General features: G+C 67.0%; 15 protein-coding genes. 9 read left to right on the top strand and 6 right to left on the bottom strand.

Going from position 1 to position 16903, the window contains the following annotated elements:
* Nucleotides 1–94 precede the first annotated feature (94 nt).
* On the top strand, nt 95–982 hold the full coding sequence (locus tag KV396_RS12395) for a glycosyltransferase family 2 protein (protein ID WP_247955912.1): 888 nt from the start codon (nt 95–97) through the stop codon (nt 980–982).
* Here the strand turns inward: KV396_RS12395 and KV396_RS12390 are convergent, their stop codons facing one another.
* The 3 genes from KV396_RS12390 to KV396_RS12380 are packed head-to-tail and all read right to left on the bottom strand — an operon-like array spanning nt 983 to nt 3890.
* Nucleotides 983–1717 (bottom strand): glycosyltransferase, encoded by a 735-nt coding sequence (locus tag KV396_RS12390; protein WP_247955911.1) that lies wholly within the window; start codon nt 1715–1717, stop codon nt 983–985.
* Nucleotides 1714–2943 carry a lipopolysaccharide biosynthesis protein gene (locus tag KV396_RS12385; protein ID WP_247955910.1) on the bottom strand — a complete coding sequence of 410 codons (1230 nt, stop codon included), beginning with the start codon at nt 2941–2943 and terminating at the stop codon, nt 1714–1716. The genes KV396_RS12390 and KV396_RS12385 overlap by 4 nt, the downstream gene beginning before the upstream one ends.
* Nucleotides 2940–3890, bottom strand: coding sequence for a glycosyltransferase (locus KV396_RS12380; protein WP_247955909.1), 951 nt, complete (start codon nt 3888–3890; stop codon nt 2940–2942). The genes KV396_RS12385 and KV396_RS12380 overlap by 4 nt, the downstream gene beginning before the upstream one ends.
* A gap of 102 nt (nt 3891–3992) precedes the next feature.
* On the opposite strand from KV396_RS12380, the gene KV396_RS12375 reads away from it, so the two are divergent.
* A complete protein-coding gene (locus KV396_RS12375; protein ID WP_247955908.1) occupies nt 3993–5009 on the top strand; it encodes a glycosyltransferase in 1017 nt (338 codons plus the stop codon).
* A 7-nt stretch (nt 5010–5016) separates the two neighbouring features.
* On the opposite strand, the gene KV396_RS12370 is transcribed toward KV396_RS12375, so the two are convergent.
* Genes KV396_RS12370 through KV396_RS12360 form a run of 3 tightly spaced genes read right to left on the bottom strand, consistent with a single transcriptional unit; the run spans nt 5017 to nt 8100 of the window.
* Nucleotides 5017–5406 (bottom strand): DUF2304 domain-containing protein, encoded by a 390-nt coding sequence (locus KV396_RS12370; protein ID WP_247955907.1) that lies wholly within the window; start codon nt 5404–5406, stop codon nt 5017–5019.
* On the bottom strand, nt 5403–6143 hold the full coding sequence (locus KV396_RS12365) for a glycosyltransferase family 2 protein (protein ID WP_247955906.1): 741 nt from the start codon (nt 6141–6143) through the stop codon (nt 5403–5405). The genes KV396_RS12370 and KV396_RS12365 overlap by 4 nt, the downstream gene beginning before the upstream one ends.
* 19 nt (nt 6144–6162) lie before the next feature.
* Nucleotides 6163–8100 (bottom strand): DUF6541 family protein, encoded by a 1938-nt coding sequence (locus tag KV396_RS12360; RefSeq protein ID WP_247955905.1) that lies wholly within the window; start codon nt 8098–8100, stop codon nt 6163–6165.
* A gap of 122 nt (nt 8101–8222) precedes the next feature.
* Between KV396_RS12360 and rfbA the strand changes: the two genes are divergently transcribed.
* From rfbA to KV396_RS12325, 7 genes are read left to right on the top strand one after another with little or no spacing between them, the layout of a single operon-like run.
* Nucleotides 8223–9095, top strand: a complete 873-nt coding sequence (rfbA, locus tag KV396_RS12355) for a glucose-1-phosphate thymidylyltransferase RfbA (protein WP_247955904.1) — start codon at nt 8223–8225, stop codon at nt 9093–9095.
* On the top strand, nt 9092–10090 hold the full coding sequence (gene rfbB / locus KV396_RS12350) for a dTDP-glucose 4,6-dehydratase (protein ID WP_247955903.1): 999 nt from the start codon (nt 9092–9094) through the stop codon (nt 10088–10090). Before rfbA ends, rfbB begins: the two co-directional genes overlap by 4 nt.
* A complete protein-coding gene (locus KV396_RS12345; protein ID WP_247955902.1) occupies nt 10087–11508 on the top strand; it encodes a sugar nucleotide-binding protein in 1422 nt (473 codons plus the stop codon). Before rfbB ends, KV396_RS12345 begins: the two co-directional genes overlap by 4 nt.
* A gap of 4 nt (nt 11509–11512) precedes the next feature.
* Nucleotides 11513–12814: a UDP-glucose dehydrogenase family protein gene (locus KV396_RS12340; RefSeq protein ID WP_247955901.1), complete on the top strand. Its 1302-nt coding sequence runs from the start codon at nt 11513–11515 to the stop codon at nt 12812–12814.
* Nucleotides 12795–14876, top strand: a complete 2082-nt coding sequence (locus KV396_RS12335) for an acyltransferase family protein (protein WP_247955900.1) — start codon at nt 12795–12797, stop codon at nt 14874–14876. The genes KV396_RS12340 and KV396_RS12335 overlap by 20 nt, the downstream gene beginning before the upstream one ends.
* 9 nt (nt 14877–14885) lie before the next feature.
* On the top strand, nt 14886–15803 hold the full coding sequence (locus KV396_RS12330; protein ID WP_247955899.1) for a glycosyltransferase family 2 protein: 918 nt from the start codon (nt 14886–14888) through the stop codon (nt 15801–15803).
* Between the two features lie 4 nt (nt 15804–15807).
* A complete protein-coding gene (locus tag KV396_RS12325; RefSeq protein WP_247955898.1) occupies nt 15808–16890 on the top strand; it encodes a glycosyltransferase family 4 protein in 1083 nt (360 codons plus the stop codon).
* Nucleotides 16891–16903 lie beyond the last annotated feature (13 nt).

The following is a 16903-nucleotide window of genomic DNA, read 5'->3' as shown; positions in this document are numbered from 1 at the left end:
CGTTCCCATGCTACCTGGGACAGAACTCGCCGCCGTCTCGCCGCGCACGCCGCCGTGCAGCCAAACCGCCGCTCGCTCGTATGCTGGAGGCACGATGACCATCGATATCATGCTGCCCTTCTGGGGCGACCCCCTGCTGCTGCGGCAGACGGTCGAATCCGTGCTCGGGCAGACCGATCCCGAGTGGCGGCTGACGGTGATCGACGACGCGTATCCCGACCCGACCGTGGCCGAGTACTTCGCGCAGCTTGACGACCCGCGCGTCCGGTACGTGCGCAACGACGTGAATGTCGGGATCATCGAGAACTTCCGCGCCAGTGTGAGGCTCGCGACGGCTGATCACCTCGTGGTGCTGGGCAGCGACGATCTGCTCCTGCCGGGTTACGTCGCCGCCCTGCGCGACGCCGTGCGACGGCATCCGGATGCCGCCGTCTTCCAGCCGGGCGTGCAGGTCATCGACGAGAACGGCGCACCGTCGCTGCCTCTCGTCGATCGCGTGAAGCAGCGAATGCTCCGCCCCGACACGCGAACGGGCGACGCCGTGCTGTCGGACGAGCGCCTCGCGACAAGTCTCACGCAGGGGAACTGGCTGTACTGGCCTTCGCTGCTCTTCCGCACCGAGGCGATCCGGGCTCACGAGTTCCGCGACGACTTGCCCATCGTGCTCGACCTCGCGATCCTGCTCGACATCGCGTTCGCGGGCGGATCGCTCGTCGTGATCGACGACGAGGTGTTCGCCTACCGCCGGCACACCGAGAGCGCCTCACAGAAGGCGATCCTCGACGGCTCCCGCTTCACCGACGACCGTCGATTCTTCCTCGAGACCGCGCGACGAGCGGATACGCGCGGATGGCGATCAACGGCCCGAGCGGCCCGAGCCCGCCTGTTCGCGCGGCTCCACGCTCTCACGACGGTGCCGACGGTGCTCCGTCGTGGCGATGCCGCCGGACGCCGCGCCCTCTGGCGGCACATCCTCCGCTGATCAGCGGCGGCGGGCGCTCCCCCACGCACGCAGCAGCATCACGCGCGCGCGGAGCACCGCTCCGATGCCACGCGGACGGGACGGAGAGGCGTTCGCGTCGTGAATGCGTCGCCGGATCGTCGCCGTCTCGATGTGCGCCATGGTGCGGTGCGCATTGCCGAAGAGCGCGATCCAGAGGTCGTGGCTCTCGTCGAGGTAGTCCGGAAACGGAAGGATCCGATCCATGACGTCGCGGCGGATCGCCATCGCGCATCCGTAATACGGGGCCATGCCCGCGAAGATCCGCAGCGCGTTACGGGTGCCCTGCCGGGACCACGCGGCGCGCAGCCGCCACGGGCGACGGGTGAGCGGATTCGGCAGCGGTTCGTCCGAACCGAGCAGTACCAGGTTGGATGCCGCGACGGCGGAGTCCTCGAGCGCCGCCACGAACAGCGCGCGACGCCCTGGCACCCAGACGTCGTCCTGATCGGAGAGCATCAGGATGTCTCCGGTCGCCCGTCCCAGAGCCTCTTCGAACGTCTTGACGTACCCGCGGTTCTCCTGGCGTGCGTGCACGCGGATGCGCGGATCGTCGAAAGCCTCCAGCGCGGCGACGGTTCCGTCCTTCGAGGCGTCGTCGACGACGACGAGCTCGTCCTGGGGTTCGAGCTCCCGCAGGATCGACTCAATCTGCGGGCCGAGGAACCGCTCGCCGTTGTACGTCGCCATGCAGACGCTCACCCGCACCGCGCTCATGACGCCACCTCCGTGATCGGCTTGCGCAGCTCCCGCCGCAGGACGAGAACCTGATAGCCGCCGACGCAGAGCTCGGAGATCGCCACGGCCCAGGCCACGAGCGGAACGGATCCGGCTGCGGCGAAGACGAGGATCAGCGGCGCTCCGACGATCGCACCGATGAGCGTCGACACGGCGAGCGCGCGCACGCGCCCGACGACGACCAGGCACGCGTAGCCGACGATGGCGGCCGTGGCGATGCCCACGAAGGCGACGCCGAGGGGCAGCGACACCTGCCACGGCACGCTGATCTCCCCCACCGAGAGGAGCGTGGAGACCCAGGGGCTCAGCACCGCGATGCACGTGCCGCCGACGACGCCGATGAGCATGGCGGCGACGGTCGCGATCCGGGCACGGCGACGGAAGTCGGCTTCGGGGTCGGGCACCCAGCTCTGGAAGTACTGCTGGATGGGGAGCAGAGCGACCGACGCGTACTTGAAGAGACGGTCGGCAAACGCGTACATCGGCTGAAGCCCGGGGAGGAACGCCTGCACGGCCACCATCGGCAGGGTGACGTACAGACCGCTGACGAGCGTCGCCGACACGGCATGCCGTTGCCCGCTCAGCGCGGTGCGCAGGGGAACCGGAGTGTGCGCGGCTCCGAACGAACCTCGCAGTACGACGACGGCGTCGAGCACGACAGCACCGATGAAGCCGAGGCCCTGCGCGACGAGGTAGACCCAGAGTTCCCCCGTGACGACGGCGCCGATCACGCCGGCGATGCCTCCCGCAACGGTCGGGAGCGTGTCGCAGAGCAACAGGCGCATCGGCTTGCCCTCGCCCGTGAAGTACCAGATCGCCCCGAGCTGCGGCAACAGGTACACCGCGGCGCCGAGCACCGAGATCAGCACGTCGCCGCGTGTGAGGAGAGTCAGGATCACGGCGATGACCGGCAGCACGAGCACGTAGAGCAACGCGCGGGCGCGCAGCGACGTGCGATAGAAGGCCTGGCGTTGCCCGATGGGGATGCCGGCGACGGTGGCCGCACCCGTCGCTCCCCAGCCGAAGGCCACGAGGATGCCGCCGAACTGCGAGACGGTCTGCACGAGTGCGAGCGTTCCCCAGGTCGACTTCCCGAGGGACGAGGTCAGGAGCGGGATCGAGACGATCCCGATCAGCGTCACGACGCCGACGGAGATCGTGAACCCGCTGAGACGGCCGACCGCCGTCCGGATGGGCCCGCTCACTTCTCCCCCTCCGCGACCACGGGGGCGTCCCACCGGATCTCGGCCGCGATCGGCATCAGCGCGTCCGGCATCCGCCCCATCCGACCGCGCACGGCGGCGACGAGAGCGGCCCGGTACACACGCGCCAGCGCGCGGCGCGGCCTCGCGACCCACCAGGCGTTCGCGAAGTGGATGCCGTCGAGCAGCGTTTCCCGGATGATCTGCCCCGGTGCGGAGAGGAAGTACTCGCGGTTGAGGATCAGGCGGTTCCGCACGCGGTAGAAGTAACGGAATGGCGTGCTCAGGCTGAATTCCGCGGGGACCCCCGGGAGCACGACCGTGCGGCCGAACAACTCGCGCCGGTACCGGGTGCCGAGCGTGTGCTCCATCCGCACCCCTCCTGCGGCGAGTACCCGCCAACCGCGGGCGCGGACCCGCAGCCCGAACTCCATGTCGACGAGGTCGATGAAGAAATCCTCCCGCAGGGGTCCCGCCTCGGCGATCACGGCCGCGGGGATCAGCATCCCCGACTGGATGACGTTGGCGGCGTCACCGAAGGTCGCCTCAGGCCCCGTCTGCTGACGCACGCCGGCGAAGTACTCCGGCACGACGAGGCCGACGTGGATACCGGCACGGGTCGCGACGTCATGGGCGGAGACGAGGTTCCGGACGAACCCCTCCGCCACCCGGGAATCCTGGTCGAAGGTGATCACGAAGGCGGCACCGGCGTCGAGCGCGCGTGCGATCCCGTCATTGAGCGCCGCCGCGATCCCGTCGTTGTCGGGCCTGCGGACGACGATCGCCCCCGCGCTCTCGAGCCTGTCGAGTACCGCCTCGGCGATGGGCCCCGAGCCGTCGTCGACGACGATCACTCCCTCGACCTGTTCGGCGACGGAGGAGACGGCGTCCAGAGCGGCGTCACCGGGACGGAACGTCGAGAACACCGCCCACACGGGGGAAGCACTCATCCGAGACGCACCGGACGACGGACGGAGAAGGGAATCACGAGCATGGCGCATTTAGACTAGCTTCATTCGCTGTTCAATCCCCGCAGACTCGGAAGGCCGCCTGTGTCGACACATCCCTTCGGCACGATCGTGCTCGCCGCCTACTCCCCCGACCCGGAGCTCTTCCGCCGGCAGCTGACCTCCCTGCAGGCGCAGACGGTCCGCGAGTGGGAGTGCGTGATCTCGGTCGACGGCGATCCCGAGCCGATCGCCGCGCTGGTCGCCGAGATCACCGAGGGAGACGCCCGATTCCGCATCGTCGGCGACGGCACACGGCTCGGTTTCTACCTGAACTTCGAACGCGGCCTCCTCGCCGTCGACGAGCGGAGCGAGTGGATCGCCCTCTGCGACCAGGACGACCGCTGGGACGCGGACAAGATCGAGAAGCTCCTCCCGCACCTCGACGAGGTCTCTCTCGTCTCGGCCCAGGCCCGGCTCGTCTCGTACCCCTCCGAAGTGGAGACGGGCCGTACGACGCGTCACGACCACGGCGCGATCTTCACGATCCTCTCCAACGAGTTCACCGGCTCGCTCTGCGTGTTCCACCCCGAAGTGTTGCCGACCGCACTGCCGTTCCCCCGAGCTTCGACTCGGGCGGCCGCGCACGATCACTGGCTCGCCGTCGTCGCGTCGGCGCACCGGGGCACCCGCATCATCGACGACGTCGTCCAGGACTACGTCCAGCACGATGCGAACGTGTTCGGCGACCCGAGCAGGCTGGGCAGCGGAAGCATCCGCAGTTCCATCACCAACGTGCTCGCGCAGTCCCAGCGCTTCGAAGGTTCACGGAGCCCCCGGTCGATCTTCCGGATGACGTTCTGGGCCTACGTGGGCTGGCGCCAACTGATGGTCGACACCCTCGCCGCGCGTCGCACCGACGACGCGACCGATTCCCGTCAGGAGCTGGCCTTCGGTCGCTCCCGCAGGCTGCGCACCGCGCTGTCACTGCTCCGTGCGGGACGCGCACGGGAGATCGTCCCCGAGCGCTTCACCTGGGAGTACCGGGCGAGCTGGATCGGCGGAGCACTCAGCGGTGGCCGACGCGCCGTCGCCCGAGCGGTCACCCCGCCTCGGCGCTGACGCCCCGTCAGGAGGGTTCGCCGTCCGACCCCGTCCGGGGAGCCTCGAGCTTCGCGAGCCTGCCCTCGACGCTCTCCAGCTGCGTGCGGAGGATGGCTGCTTCCTCCGCGAGTCGCCGCGTCTCCTCCTCGACCTGGCTGAGCTCCCACGAGAGGTGCAGGGCGACGCCGAGGAGCAGGAGGATCGCGGTCGCGAAGAGCAGGTTCGAGGGGACCTGCACACCGAGCAACGCCGTGAGCCCGCCCAGCAGGCCGGGGAACAGCCCGACGATGAGCACCGAGACGGCGATCACGAGCCAGAGGACCGCGTACTTCTCGCGCAGTTTGCGCGTGAGGAGCATCCACAGGACGATCACGACGATCAGGACGGCGAGAACGATCCCGACGAAGACGATCATGCGCGTTCCTCCTGTCGCTGTGAGCCAGTACGTCGCATCGCGGCCAGCAGCAGCGCGAACACCGACCTGAGCAGGTAGACCGTGGAACCGAGCGGGCCCTGGCTGGGATTGCCATGCGCACGCGGGCGCATCGCGACGCCGACCTGCGTGACCGTCAGCCCGGCGTGCAGCGCGGCGACGAGTGAGTCGAGGGTGTCACCGAGATACTCGGCCGGGTAATAGTGCACGTATTGGGCGATCGCGCGGGTGTTCGCCGCGCGGAAACCGCTCGTCACATCGGTCAACCGCGTCTTGGCGATGCGCGACACCACCGAGGCGAGGAAGAGCATCGCCCAGCGCCGGGGGCCGCGCACCGAGTAGTCGCCGACGTCGGAGAAGCGCGCGCCGATCGAGATGTCGGCGTGCTCCAGGCCGGCGAGCACCCGATCGATGTCGACGGGGTCGTGCTGCCCATCGGCATCCACCTGGATCGCGGCTCCGTAGCCCTCGCGCGCCGCATAGGTGAACCCGGTGCGCATCGCACCGCCCACGCCCAGGTTGAAGGGCAGGGAGAGCACGGCCGCGCCGGCGGCTCGGGCCACCTCGGCCGTGTCATCGGTCGACCCGTCGTCGATCACGACGACGTCGTACCGCGACGAGGCCGCCCGGATCTCGCGCACGGTGTCGCCGACGCTGCGCTCCTCGTTCCACGCGGGGACGAGGACCAGGACGCGATCGATGCGCGTGGTGTCGCTCATGAGGGAAGTCTCTCCGTGTTCAGCCGAGACCGCAGGCGGTCACTTCGTACAGTCTGGCATCGCCCTGGCTGTCGACCAGGCGCACCGCTCCCGATTCCTCGAGATCCTCGAGGCCTGCGAGCGGATGCGATCCGCCGTGCACCTCCCGATCCCCGAAATCGAGGACGAACCGGACGTCGAGCGCCTCGGCCGCATCGCACACGGCGGGCATCGACTCGGCGTCGGCGAGGTGGTCGTTGATTGTCGCCGCATCGTCGGAGACGTCCACCAGGATGTGCGGCATGAGCACTTGGCGCCCACCGATCGCGTACGCGAGTGCGGTGCCGGTGTACGGGTTACCGGCGATTACGGAGCCTGCGGGGACGTGCTCGGGGAGGCGTTCGAGCAGGGCCATTTCGTCCGAGCTGATGAGGGAAGAACCCTCGTCCAGCACGAAGCGGATCTGCGCCTGCGCGACGGCGGCCGGGATGGCGGGAAGCGGCAGGACCACGAAGCCGATCGCGGCGGCGACGACGCCGGCGATCACGCGCAGGAGATGTCCGTCGGGCTGGGCCCGCGACCAGAGCCGCCCGATCGCCTCGACCGTGCGCGCGATCCCCAGGGTCGCGAGCGGGACCAGCGCGATCCCGAACACCGCCGCCAGACGCGGCCAGTTGTTGTACCAGCTCCCCGTCAGCGCATCCCGGATGGGACCGATGGGCAGTGAGATGACGACGATGAAAAGGATCGCGCCGATCGCCCAGAGAGCCGCACCGACCACGAGCGCCTCACTGCGCTCCTTCAGAACCCAGAAGAGGCCGAGGAGCACGGCGATCGCGACGCCGATTGCGATCGTTCCGTAGAACATCGACACCTGCGCGACTTCGAGCGCCGCCTGTCCGGGAGTGAGGGCCGTCGGCCACCCGCGGGTCGGCAGCGGCGGGCGCAGCACCATGAGCAGGAGAACACCGACGCCGAAGTAAGCGAGGACGCCGGCGGCGAGTGCCGCGCGAACCCGACCGGATCGATGCGCGCGCCACAGGCGCACCACGAAGACGAGAACGATCGGCACCGAGAACGCGAGCCAGGCGACGAATCCGCCCGGGTGCGCGAGGGCGACGCCGGGGATCGCGCCGAGCGCGACGAAACCCCACCAGCCCGGCGCGAGGTCCTTCGCCGATGTTCCGATTCCGAAGGCGGATGCCGTCGCCGCCACCGTGACGGGGACCACGGCGAGAGCGAGCTGGAACGGGTAAAGGACGCCGTAGTCCATCGGCAGGATCGGGAACATCGGGATGGCGCAGCTCACGATCGCAGCGGTGACGGTGACGGTCGCCGACTTCCCCATGAGCGTCCGCGCCAGGAGCATGGCGCTCAGCGGCCAGATGACCGCGGCGATCACGAGCGTCTGCGCGTTGACGACGGCGGGGATGCCGACCCCGCTCAGCTGCGCCACGATGGCGGCGGTCGCGTGCCAGGCCGACGGATAGAAAGGAACTCCGCCGTTCGGGCTCGTCATCTGCCCGAGTTCGAGGGGCGAGGCGGCGCCGGTGTCCATGATGTAGCGAATGGCGTTGAGGTGGAACACGTTGTCGAACGTCTGCGAGATCGCCGACGGCTGACCGATCACCGCGAAGATCTGCAGTCCGATGACCACCGCTGCGGCCACAGCGGCGCCGATGGTCCACCACCGCGACGTCGACGGCGACGAGGTCACGCCACGCCGTCCGCGGCGGCGTACGAGATGGATCCCCACGCCGATCACCGCAGCCAGGACGAGGCACGGCACGATCGACCAGCCGATCCCGGCGAAGCCGGCGAGCAGACTCGCACCCCCGACCACGGTCATGGCGAACGCCGGTGCGGCGGCCACGGCCCAGAGCCCGCGCAGTCCGATCAGCCACGCCAACGTTCCGCCCAAGACGGCGTACAGCGCGAGAAGCACGGCGGCAGGCCAGAGCAGTTCGAGCATTTCCATGTATTCCAGACCCTCTCACCGACAACCGAACCAGGATATCCCGGCTGGGCTGCGATCTCGGCGAGGGCGCTCCCCCTGCGGCCGGACAGGGTGATCCGGGCACGGTGTGACAACATAGAGGCGTGAAAGGCATTATTCTCGCCGGCGGGTCCGGCACGCGGCTGCACCCGATCACGCTGGGCGTCTCGAAGCAGCTGATCCCGGTCTACGACAAGCCGATGGTCTACTACCCGCTCTCGACGCTGATGCTGGCAGGGATCAACGACATCCTCGTGATCACGACGCCGCACGACGCGGCGCATTTCGAGCGCCTCCTCGGCGACGGGTCGCAGTTCGGCGTGAACCTGACGTTCGCGCAGCAGCCCTCTCCGGACGGACTCGCGCAGGCGTTCACGATCGGCGCGGACTTCATCGGCGACGACTCGGTCGCCCTGGTCCTCGGCGACAACCTGCTCTACGGTCCGGGGCTCGGCAGCCGTCTGCAGCGTTTCGAGAACATCGACGGCGGGGCGGTCTTCGCGTACTGGGTCGCCGAGCCCGAGGCCTACGGTGTCGTCGAGTTCGACGCCGAAGGACGCGCGGTCTCGCTCGAGGAGAAGCCCGCCTCCCCCAAGAGCAACTACGCCGTTCCCGGCCTCTACTTCTACGACAACGACGTGATCGAGATCGCTCGTAATCTGGCGCCCAGCGCCCGCGGCGAGTACGAGATCACCGATATCAACCGTGAGTACCTCGAGCGTGGCAAGCTCCAGGTCGAGGTCCTCCCGCGCGGCACCGCCTGGCTCGACACGGGAACGTTCGACCAGATGACCGACGCCGCCGAGTACGTGCGCACGATGGAGCGTCGTACGGGCATGAAGATCGGGATGCCGGAGGAGGTCGCCTGGCGCCAGGGCTTCCTCAGCGACGACGAGCTGCGCGAACGCGCCGAGAAGCTCCTCAAGTCCGGCTACGGCGCCTATCTGCTCGACATCCTCAAGAGAGGCCACGCATGACCCGTCTGCTCGTCACCGGAGGGGCCGGTTTCATCGGCTCCAACTTCGTCCACCACGTGATCGAGAACACCGAGCACCACGTCACGGTGCTCGACGCCCTCACCTACGCCGGGAACCGGCGGTCGCTCGAGGGACTCCCCGAGGATCGGCTCACGTTCGTCCATGGCGACATCACGGATGCCGGCCTGGTCGACGGCCTCTTCGCCGACACGGATGCCGTGGTGCACTACGCCGCGGAGTCGCACAACGACAATTCGCTGAACGACCCCCGGCCGTTCCTCGACACCAACATCATCGGCACGTACACCCTGCTCGAGGCCGCACGACGACACGACGTCCGTCTCCACCACATCTCCACCGACGAGGTCTACGGCGACCTCGAACTCGATGATCCCGAGCGTTTCACCGAGTCGACGCCGTACAACCCGTCCTCGCCCTACTCCTCGACCAAGGCGGGGAGCGATCTCCTCGTGCGCGCGTGGGTGCGGTCGTTCGGAGTCCAGGCGACCATCTCGAACTGCTCGAACAACTACGGCCCGTACCAGCACGTCGAGAAGTTCATCCCGCGTCAGATCACGAACGTGATCCGGGGCATCCGTCCGAAGCTCTACGGTGCCGGGCACAACGTCCGCGACTGGATCCACGCCGACGACCACTCCTCGGCCGTGCTGACGATCCTCGAGAAGGGCGCGATCGGCGAGACGTACCTCATCGGCGCCGACGGCGAGAAGGACAACAAGTCCGTCGTCGAGCTGATCCTCACCGAGATGGGCCAGCCTGCGGACGCGTACGATCACGTCACCGACCGCGCCGGCCACGACCTCCGCTACGCGATCGACTCGAGCAAGCTGCGCGACGAGCTCGGCTGGGCTCCGCAGTTCTCGGACTTCGAGGCCGGACTCGCCTCGACGATCCAGTGGTACCGCGACAATGAAGCCTGGTGGGCGCCGTCCAAGGACGCCGTCGAGGCGTTCTACGCGGGCAAGGGCCAGTGAGCACCGCGTTCGGGAAGCAGCTCGAACGGATCGAGACGCCCATCCCGGGCCTCGTCGTGTTCGAACTGCCCGTCCACGGGGACTCGCGCGGATGGTTCAAGGAGAACTGGCAGCGCGAGAAGATGCTGGCGCTCGGGCTCGAGGACTTCGGCCCGGTGCAGAACAACATCTCGTTCAACGACGCCGTCGGCACGACGCGTGGTATCCACGCGGAGCCGTGGGACAAGTGGGTCTCGGTGGCGACCGGGCGCATCTTCGGCGCGTGGGTCGACCTGCGCGAAGGACCGACCTTCGGCACCGTGTTCACCACGGAGATCGACGCGTCTCGGGCGATCTACGTCCCTCGGGGCGTGGGCAACTCGTACCAGACGCTCGAGGCCGACACGGCGTACACGTACCTCGTCAACGACCATTGGTCCCCCGATGCCTCGTATTCGTTCCTGAACCTCGGCGACGAGACGGCCGCGGTGGCGTGGCCCATCCCGCTCGCCGATGTCGAGATCTCGGAGAAGGACAAGGCGCACCCCCGGCTCGCCGACGTCACCCCGATCCCGCCGAAGCGCATCCTCGTCCTCGGGGCCTCCGGGCAACTCGGACTCGCGTTGCGCGCTCGTTTCGGAGACGCCGCCCACATCGAGTACGCCACACGCGACGACATCGATGTGACCGCTTCGGACCTTTCGTCCGCTCGGCGGTGGCGCGACTACGGTCTGATCGTCAACGCCGCCGCGTACACCGCGGTCGACCTTGCTGAGACTCCGGAGGGCCGAGAGCAGGCGTGGGCGGCGAACGCGACCGCGGTCGCCGCGCTCGCCCGTGTCGCCGACGATCACGGCATCACCCTGGTGCATGTGTCGAGCGACTACGTCTTCGACGGAACGGTCGACGGCGCCTACGACGAGAACGCCCCGTTGCGCCCGCTCGGCGTCTACGGCCAGACCAAGGCGGCCGGTGACCTCGCCGCATCCACGGCGTCGCGGCACTACGTCGTGCGCACCTCCTGGGTCATCGGCGAGGGAGGCAACTTCGTCCGGACCATGCACTCGCTCGCCGAGCGTGGAATCGACCCGCGGGTCGTAGGCGACCAGTTCGGGCGCCTCACCTTCACCTCGGACATCGCGGACGCGATCGCGCACCTCTACGAATCGGATGCCGCCTACGGCGTCTACAACGTGACCGGATCGGGCGATGCCCGGTCCTGGGCCGAGATCGCGCGCGAAGTCTTCCGTCTCGGCGGCCACGACCCCGAGCGCGTCACGGCCGTGAGGACGGAGGACTACTTCGCCTCGGCGACCGGTCCGGTGGCACCGCGTCCGCGGAACAGCCGTCTGGACCTGACCAAGATCATCGCATCGGGCTTCTCGCCCGCTCCGGTAGACGACTCCCTGCGCGCCTACGTCGCAGGTCTGAAGGGTTGAGGGAATGAAACTCAGTGTCATCGGCTGTGGATACCTCGGAGCCGTGCATGCGGCAGCCATGGCTTCGATCGGCCATGAAGTCATCGGCTTCGATGTGGACCACGCGAAGATTGAGCGGCTGGCCGCTGGCGAGGCGCCGTTCTACGAACCGGGCTTCAACGACCTCCTACGGGAGTCGCTCGCCTCCGGAAATCTTCGGTTCACGACCGACCCGGCCGCGCTCACCGGGTCCACCGTCCATTTCATCGCAGTCGGCACGCCGCAACGCGAGGACAGTGATGGCGCTGATCTGCGATTCGTCGACGCAGCGGTCACTGGCCTCCTCCCCCACCTCGCGCCGGGGGATCTCGTCGTCGGCAAGTCGACCGTGCCGGTGGGCACCGCCCAGCGGCTCGCCGATATGGTCACGCCGACCGGGGCGATGCTCGCCTGGAATCCGGAGTTCCTGCGCGAAGGCTTCGCCGTGCAGGACACGCTCCAGCCGGACCGCATCGTTTACGGTACGGCGATTCGAGACGGCGCGGAGGTGGAGATCCTCGATGCCGTCTACGCGACCGCCTTGAAGGGCGGAGTCCCACGACTCGTCACCGATTATGCGACAGCCGAGCTCGTCAAGGTCGCCGCGAACGCATTCCTCGCGACGAAGATCTCCTTCATCAACGCGATGTCCGAGATCGCCGATGCCACCGGCGCGGATGTCACCGAACTCGCGGATGCTATCGGCCACGACGTCCGGATCGGAAGACGTTTCCTGAACGCGGGGGTCGGTTTCGGCGGAGGCTGCCTACCGAAGGACATCCGAGCGTTCGCCGCCCGCGGGGAAGAGCTCGGCCATGGACGAGCCCTCCGCTTCCTCCGTGAGGTGGACGAGATCAACCTGCGCCAGCGCACGCGTCTCGTCGAACTCGTCGAAGAAGCACTCGGAGGATCGGTGGCAGGGAGGCGGATCGCGATCCTCGGACTCGCCTTCAAGCCGAACTCCGACGACACCCGCGACTCCCCCGCGCTCGACGTCGCGACGCGCTTGCACGGCTTGGGGGCGGATGTCGTCTCCTACGATCCGGAGGCCGTCGGAACCGCGCGTCGCGCTCGGCCGCACCTCGTGTTCGCCGAGTCCTTGGAAGAAGCCGTCGCGAAGGCCGAAGTCACCGTCGTCGTCACGGAATGGGACGAGTTCCGCGAATTGAGTCCCGATGCCATCGCGAGTGCTGTCGCCGAGAAGAAGGTCATCGACGGCCGCAACTGCCTCGATCCCGAGCGATGGCGTGCTGCCGGTTGGACGTACCGTGGCCTCGGCCGGCGCTAACCTTCGCAGAGATCGCGAGAAAGCGGTCAAAGCAACGGCAACGCCGACCAGCCATACCCCTCGGGCGGATATCCAGGCGCTGCGTGCATTCGCCGTCGCTGCGGTGGTGCTTTTTCATGTCTGGCCGAAGGCGATCGAAGGCGGGTACATCGGCGTTGATGTCTTTTTCGTGATCTCGGGCTACCTGATCACCGGACAACTCGTTCGTTTGCGAGAGCGTGGAAACCTCCGACTCGGAGCGTTCTGGGCTGCCCGAGCGCGACGTCTCCTGCCGGCAGCACTTCTGGTGCTCCTCGCCAGCACCGCTCTCACCGTGCTGTTCGCGCCGCCCGCCTTGGTCACGCAGTATCTTCGTTCGATCGTCGGGAGCACGCTGTACGTCGAGAACTGGGTTCTGGCCGCGGATGCGGTCGACTACCTCGCCGCTGAGAATGCGCCACCGATCGCCCAGCACTATTGGTCTCTCTCGGTCGAAGAACAGTTCTACATCGTTTGGCCGCTTCTCGTTATCGCAGCAACCACGGCGATTCTGACCAAGAAGTACGGACGGCGCGCACTCGTCGCCCTTCTGCTCGCTATCACTGTCGGCAGCCTCGTTCTGAGCATCGTCACCACCTTCGCCGCTCCCTCGTTCGCTTACTTTGCGACGCCCGTTCGTATGTGGGAGTTCGGGTTCGGAGCGCTCGTCGCCCTAATCCCGTCGATCATCGTGCCCGCTCTTCTTCGATCGCTGATATGGATAGCAGGGTGGGCCGCGCTCCTGTTCTCCGCATTCGCCTTCGACTCTGCCACTCCTTTCCCCGGGTATGCGGCGATCCTTCCGGTTTCCGCCACGGCGCTGCTGATGCTCATCGGCCCAGCGCCGCCGTTCCGTCTCGCCTCCATGCAGGGATGGAAGCCGATCCAGTGGTTGGGCGACAACTCATACGGGATCTACCTCTGGCACTGGCCGCTCGTGGTCATCGCCCCCGCAATTCTCGGGGCCGACCTCGAACTCTGGCAGAACATCCTCCTCGTCATCACGACGTGCGTGCTTGCCGCTCTCGGCAAGAGATTCGTCGAGGACCCTCTCCGCTTCGGACGGCTCGCAACTTTTCGGCCCCGCGCGATTCTCGCGGGTACCCTGGTCGCGATGCTGCTCGTCGTCGCCGCCGCAGGACTCCCCGCGCTTTCGATCGCAGCCTCCACGCAGGCGCAAACCGAGCGGGCGCAGGCCGAGGTCGCCGATCCCGCTTCCTGCCGGGGGGCGAATATACTGCTGAATCCGAGCTGTGAGGGCGCCCGGGATATCCCGGTACCCAGCGCGGATCTCATACCGGGACTAGGCGGTCTCTACGACGACACGGACGGCGCGTTCGATTGCTACACCGCCGCCGAGACAGCACTCGAACCCTGCCACATCGGATCCGACGATCCAGAAGCGGTCCGAATCGCGCTGACAGGAGATTCTCATGCCGCCATGCTCGTTCCTGGGCTGCGAGACGTCGCTGCCGATGCCGGCTGGTCGATCGATGTGTATGTGGGACGCGGATGCGTGTGGTCTGCAGATCCCGACCCCAAGTGCGCTGCCCGCCAAGCGTCCCTGCAGAAAGATCTGCTGAGCAACGGATACGATGCCATCGTCGTGACCGCATGGAATCAGCTCGAAGCGACCGACCAAGTGCGTCAGCAACGCGCAGAACGGTTCGCCGAGCGCTGGAGAACCGCGCGAGAGCAGGGCATCCAAGTGATCCCTGTCCTGGACAATCCAGGTATCGCACAATCGTCAGCCGACTGCGTGACGTCGACGAGCAGTTTCACCTTCGAGACGTGCGCATTCGCGGCCGCTGACTTCCTTCGTGAGGATCCGCTCGCCCTCGCAGCCGATGAATCGGGAGTCACTCCGGTCGACCTTCGCGGCGCGTATTGCGACCCCGACGGCGTCTGTCCGATGGTCGCCGGCGGTGTGGTCGTTTACCGAGATCTCCACCACATCACGGCGTCGTTCAGTCATTCCCTGGCGCCGTATCTCCTCGACGAGATCACTGCGCTTCTCGACGCGGCGCCCTCAACATCCCCCTAGGAAAAAACCATGCCTGCTTCTCTCGTCTCTATCGTCACTCGAACGAAGGACCGCCCCGCTTTTCTTCGCCGAGCGCTGCGGAGTATCGGCGCCCAGACCTACGCGAATTGGGAACTTATCATCGTCGACGATGGCGGCGCTCCGGGAGTGGTCGAAGCCGTGCTCGCCGATGCGCCGAGTGCGACTCGAGCGCGGACACGTGTCGTCGCCCACGCCACACCGCAGGGGCGATGGCAGGCCGCGAACGCAGGCGTGAGGGAGGCGCGCGGCAATCTCGTCATCCTCCACGATGACGACGACTCCTGGGCATCAAGCTTTCTGGCTCGGGCTGTCGGCTATCTCGACGACAACCCGCAGCGCGTCGGAGTCGTCTCACGCATCGAGATCGTCTGGGAGGAGCGAGACGGCGATTCGTTCATCGAGACGAATCGAGAGCCCTTCCTCCCGAATTCTGTTGCGCCTCTTCTCATGGACCAGCAACGCTTCAACCAGTTCGTGCCGATCGCCTTCCTCTATCGACGCGAGCTGCACGATGCGTTGGGGCTCTATGACGACTCTCTTTCGGTCATCGGTGACTGGGTTTTCAATTCTCGAGTTCTTCAGCACAGTGCACTTGAGTACCTCGACACGGAACCACTGGTGTACTGGCATCAGCGTCCATCGTCAAGCGGCGTTGATGGAAATAGCGTCATTGAATCGAGCGAGGAGCATCGACGCGTCGACGCGCTCGTCCGCGACCAGGAATTCCGGGCGCTCATCGCTCGGGAAGGTGCCGGCGGAGCGCTCTACTTCGAGCGCCGCCTCCGTGAAACGGAGGAGTTGATGAAACGCGAGTTCGAGTTACTCCGTCACGAATCGTTGCACCCCGTTCGATCCTTCTACCGTCGCGTACGCAATCGGATCATCCGCCGATCCGGAATAGGATGATGCTGTGAAGTCTGGCCCCAGCCTCTGTGTCTTCCCCTCATGGACGGGAAACCCGTACCTCAATCTCATGAACCTGGCTCCACGAGCCGCCGGATACCAATTGATCCAGCGGTCGGCCTATGAGTCCCTCCTCAAGACCCTGGTGGTCCTGGGCGACGGAGATGTTCTGCATGTTCACTGGACGGCGCCGATCGCGCAAGCTGCGCATAGCCACCGCGCAGCAGCCCGACGGGTCCGAGCCGTCGAGACGGCGCTCGAGGACGCGCGGCGAAGAGGCGTTCGGATCGTCTGGACGGTGCACAACCGGCTCCCCCACGAACTCGTCCACCCCGCTGCAGAGCGCGACCTCTACGGCGTGCTCGCCGGGGCCGCGGATCTGATCCACGTTATGGCACCTTCAACCGCAGAGCTCGTCGCCGATGTCGTGGCCCTCCCCCCTGAGAAGGTCGTCCAGATACCTCACCCCAGTTATCTGGGGGTGTACGACTCCGACGTCTCGCGCGAAGAGGCGCGCCAGAGTTTCGATCTGAGCCCTGACGATCGAGCGGTCCTGTTCCTCGGCCAGATACGTCCTTACAAGGGCATCGACCTCCTCCTCGAGGCCGCCGCCTCTGCTCGCGATTCTGACGGAAGAAGGCCAGTCCTCCTCCTGGCTGGGTCCGCGAGCCCCGAATCGATCGCTCAGTTCGACGATCTCAAGCCCGCAGGCCTGCGGATTGTCACCTCGTTCGAGTCCGTACCCGATGCGGATGTCGCCCGATGGTATCGAGCGGCGGATATCGCTGTCTTCCCGTATCGGGCCATCCTCAACTCCGGCAGTCTTCATCTCGCTGCCACCATGGAGGTTCCCGCGGTGCTCCCTGGGCTTCCTCACCTCCGCGAGCAGTTCGGCGACCAGCCTTGGGTGTCGTTCTTCGATGTCGCAGATCCCGTCCGATCTCTCGCAGAACTGCTCAGCGACGGGGGTCTGACCCAAGGCGTCGAGGCTTCAGACTTCGAGCGATTCAACGAGGGCATCAGCCCCTGGACGGTTTCTCTCGCCTATCGTGACGCACTCCGCGAGCTCAGTACCACGACGACGGATTGAGCCGTTCTCCCTC

It is taken from the genome of Microbacterium galbinum, assembly GCF_023101185.1.
In the GTDB taxonomy this organism is placed as follows: Bacteria; Actinomycetota; Actinomycetes; order Actinomycetales; family Microbacteriaceae; genus Microbacterium; species Microbacterium galbinum.
The sequence above is the reverse complement of the archived record's forward strand: the minus strand, read 5'-3'. Positions and strand labels throughout refer to the sequence as shown.

Bases quoted from the DNA above. Each gene is read 5' to 3' on its own strand.
- KV396_RS12395 (WP_247955912.1), top strand. From the start codon at position 95: ATGACCATCGATATCATGCTGCCCTTCTGGGGCGACCCCCTGCTGCTG.
- KV396_RS12390 (WP_247955911.1), bottom strand. From the start codon at position 1,717: ATGAGCGCGGTGCGGGTGAGCGTCTGCATGGCGACGTACAACGGCGAG.
- KV396_RS12380 (WP_247955909.1), bottom strand. From the start codon at position 3,890: ATGAGTGCTTCCCCCGTGTGGGCGGTGTTCTCGACGTTCCGTCCCGGT.
- KV396_RS12370 (WP_247955907.1), bottom strand. From the start codon at position 5,406: ATGATCGTCTTCGTCGGGATCGTTCTCGCCGTCCTGATCGTCGTGATC.
- KV396_RS12365 (WP_247955906.1), bottom strand. From the start codon at position 6,143: ATGAGCGACACCACGCGCATCGATCGCGTCCTGGTCCTCGTCCCCGCG.
- KV396_RS12360 (WP_247955905.1), bottom strand. From the start codon at position 8,100: ATGGAAATGCTCGAACTGCTCTGGCCTGCCGCCGTGCTTCTCGCGCTG.
- rfbB (WP_247955903.1), top strand. From the start codon at position 9,092: ATGACCCGTCTGCTCGTCACCGGAGGGGCCGGTTTCATCGGCTCCAAC.
- KV396_RS12340 (WP_247955901.1), top strand. From the start codon at position 11,513: ATGAAACTCAGTGTCATCGGCTGTGGATACCTCGGAGCCGTGCATGCG.
- KV396_RS12330 (WP_247955899.1), top strand. From the start codon at position 14,886: ATGCCTGCTTCTCTCGTCTCTATCGTCACTCGAACGAAGGACCGCCCC.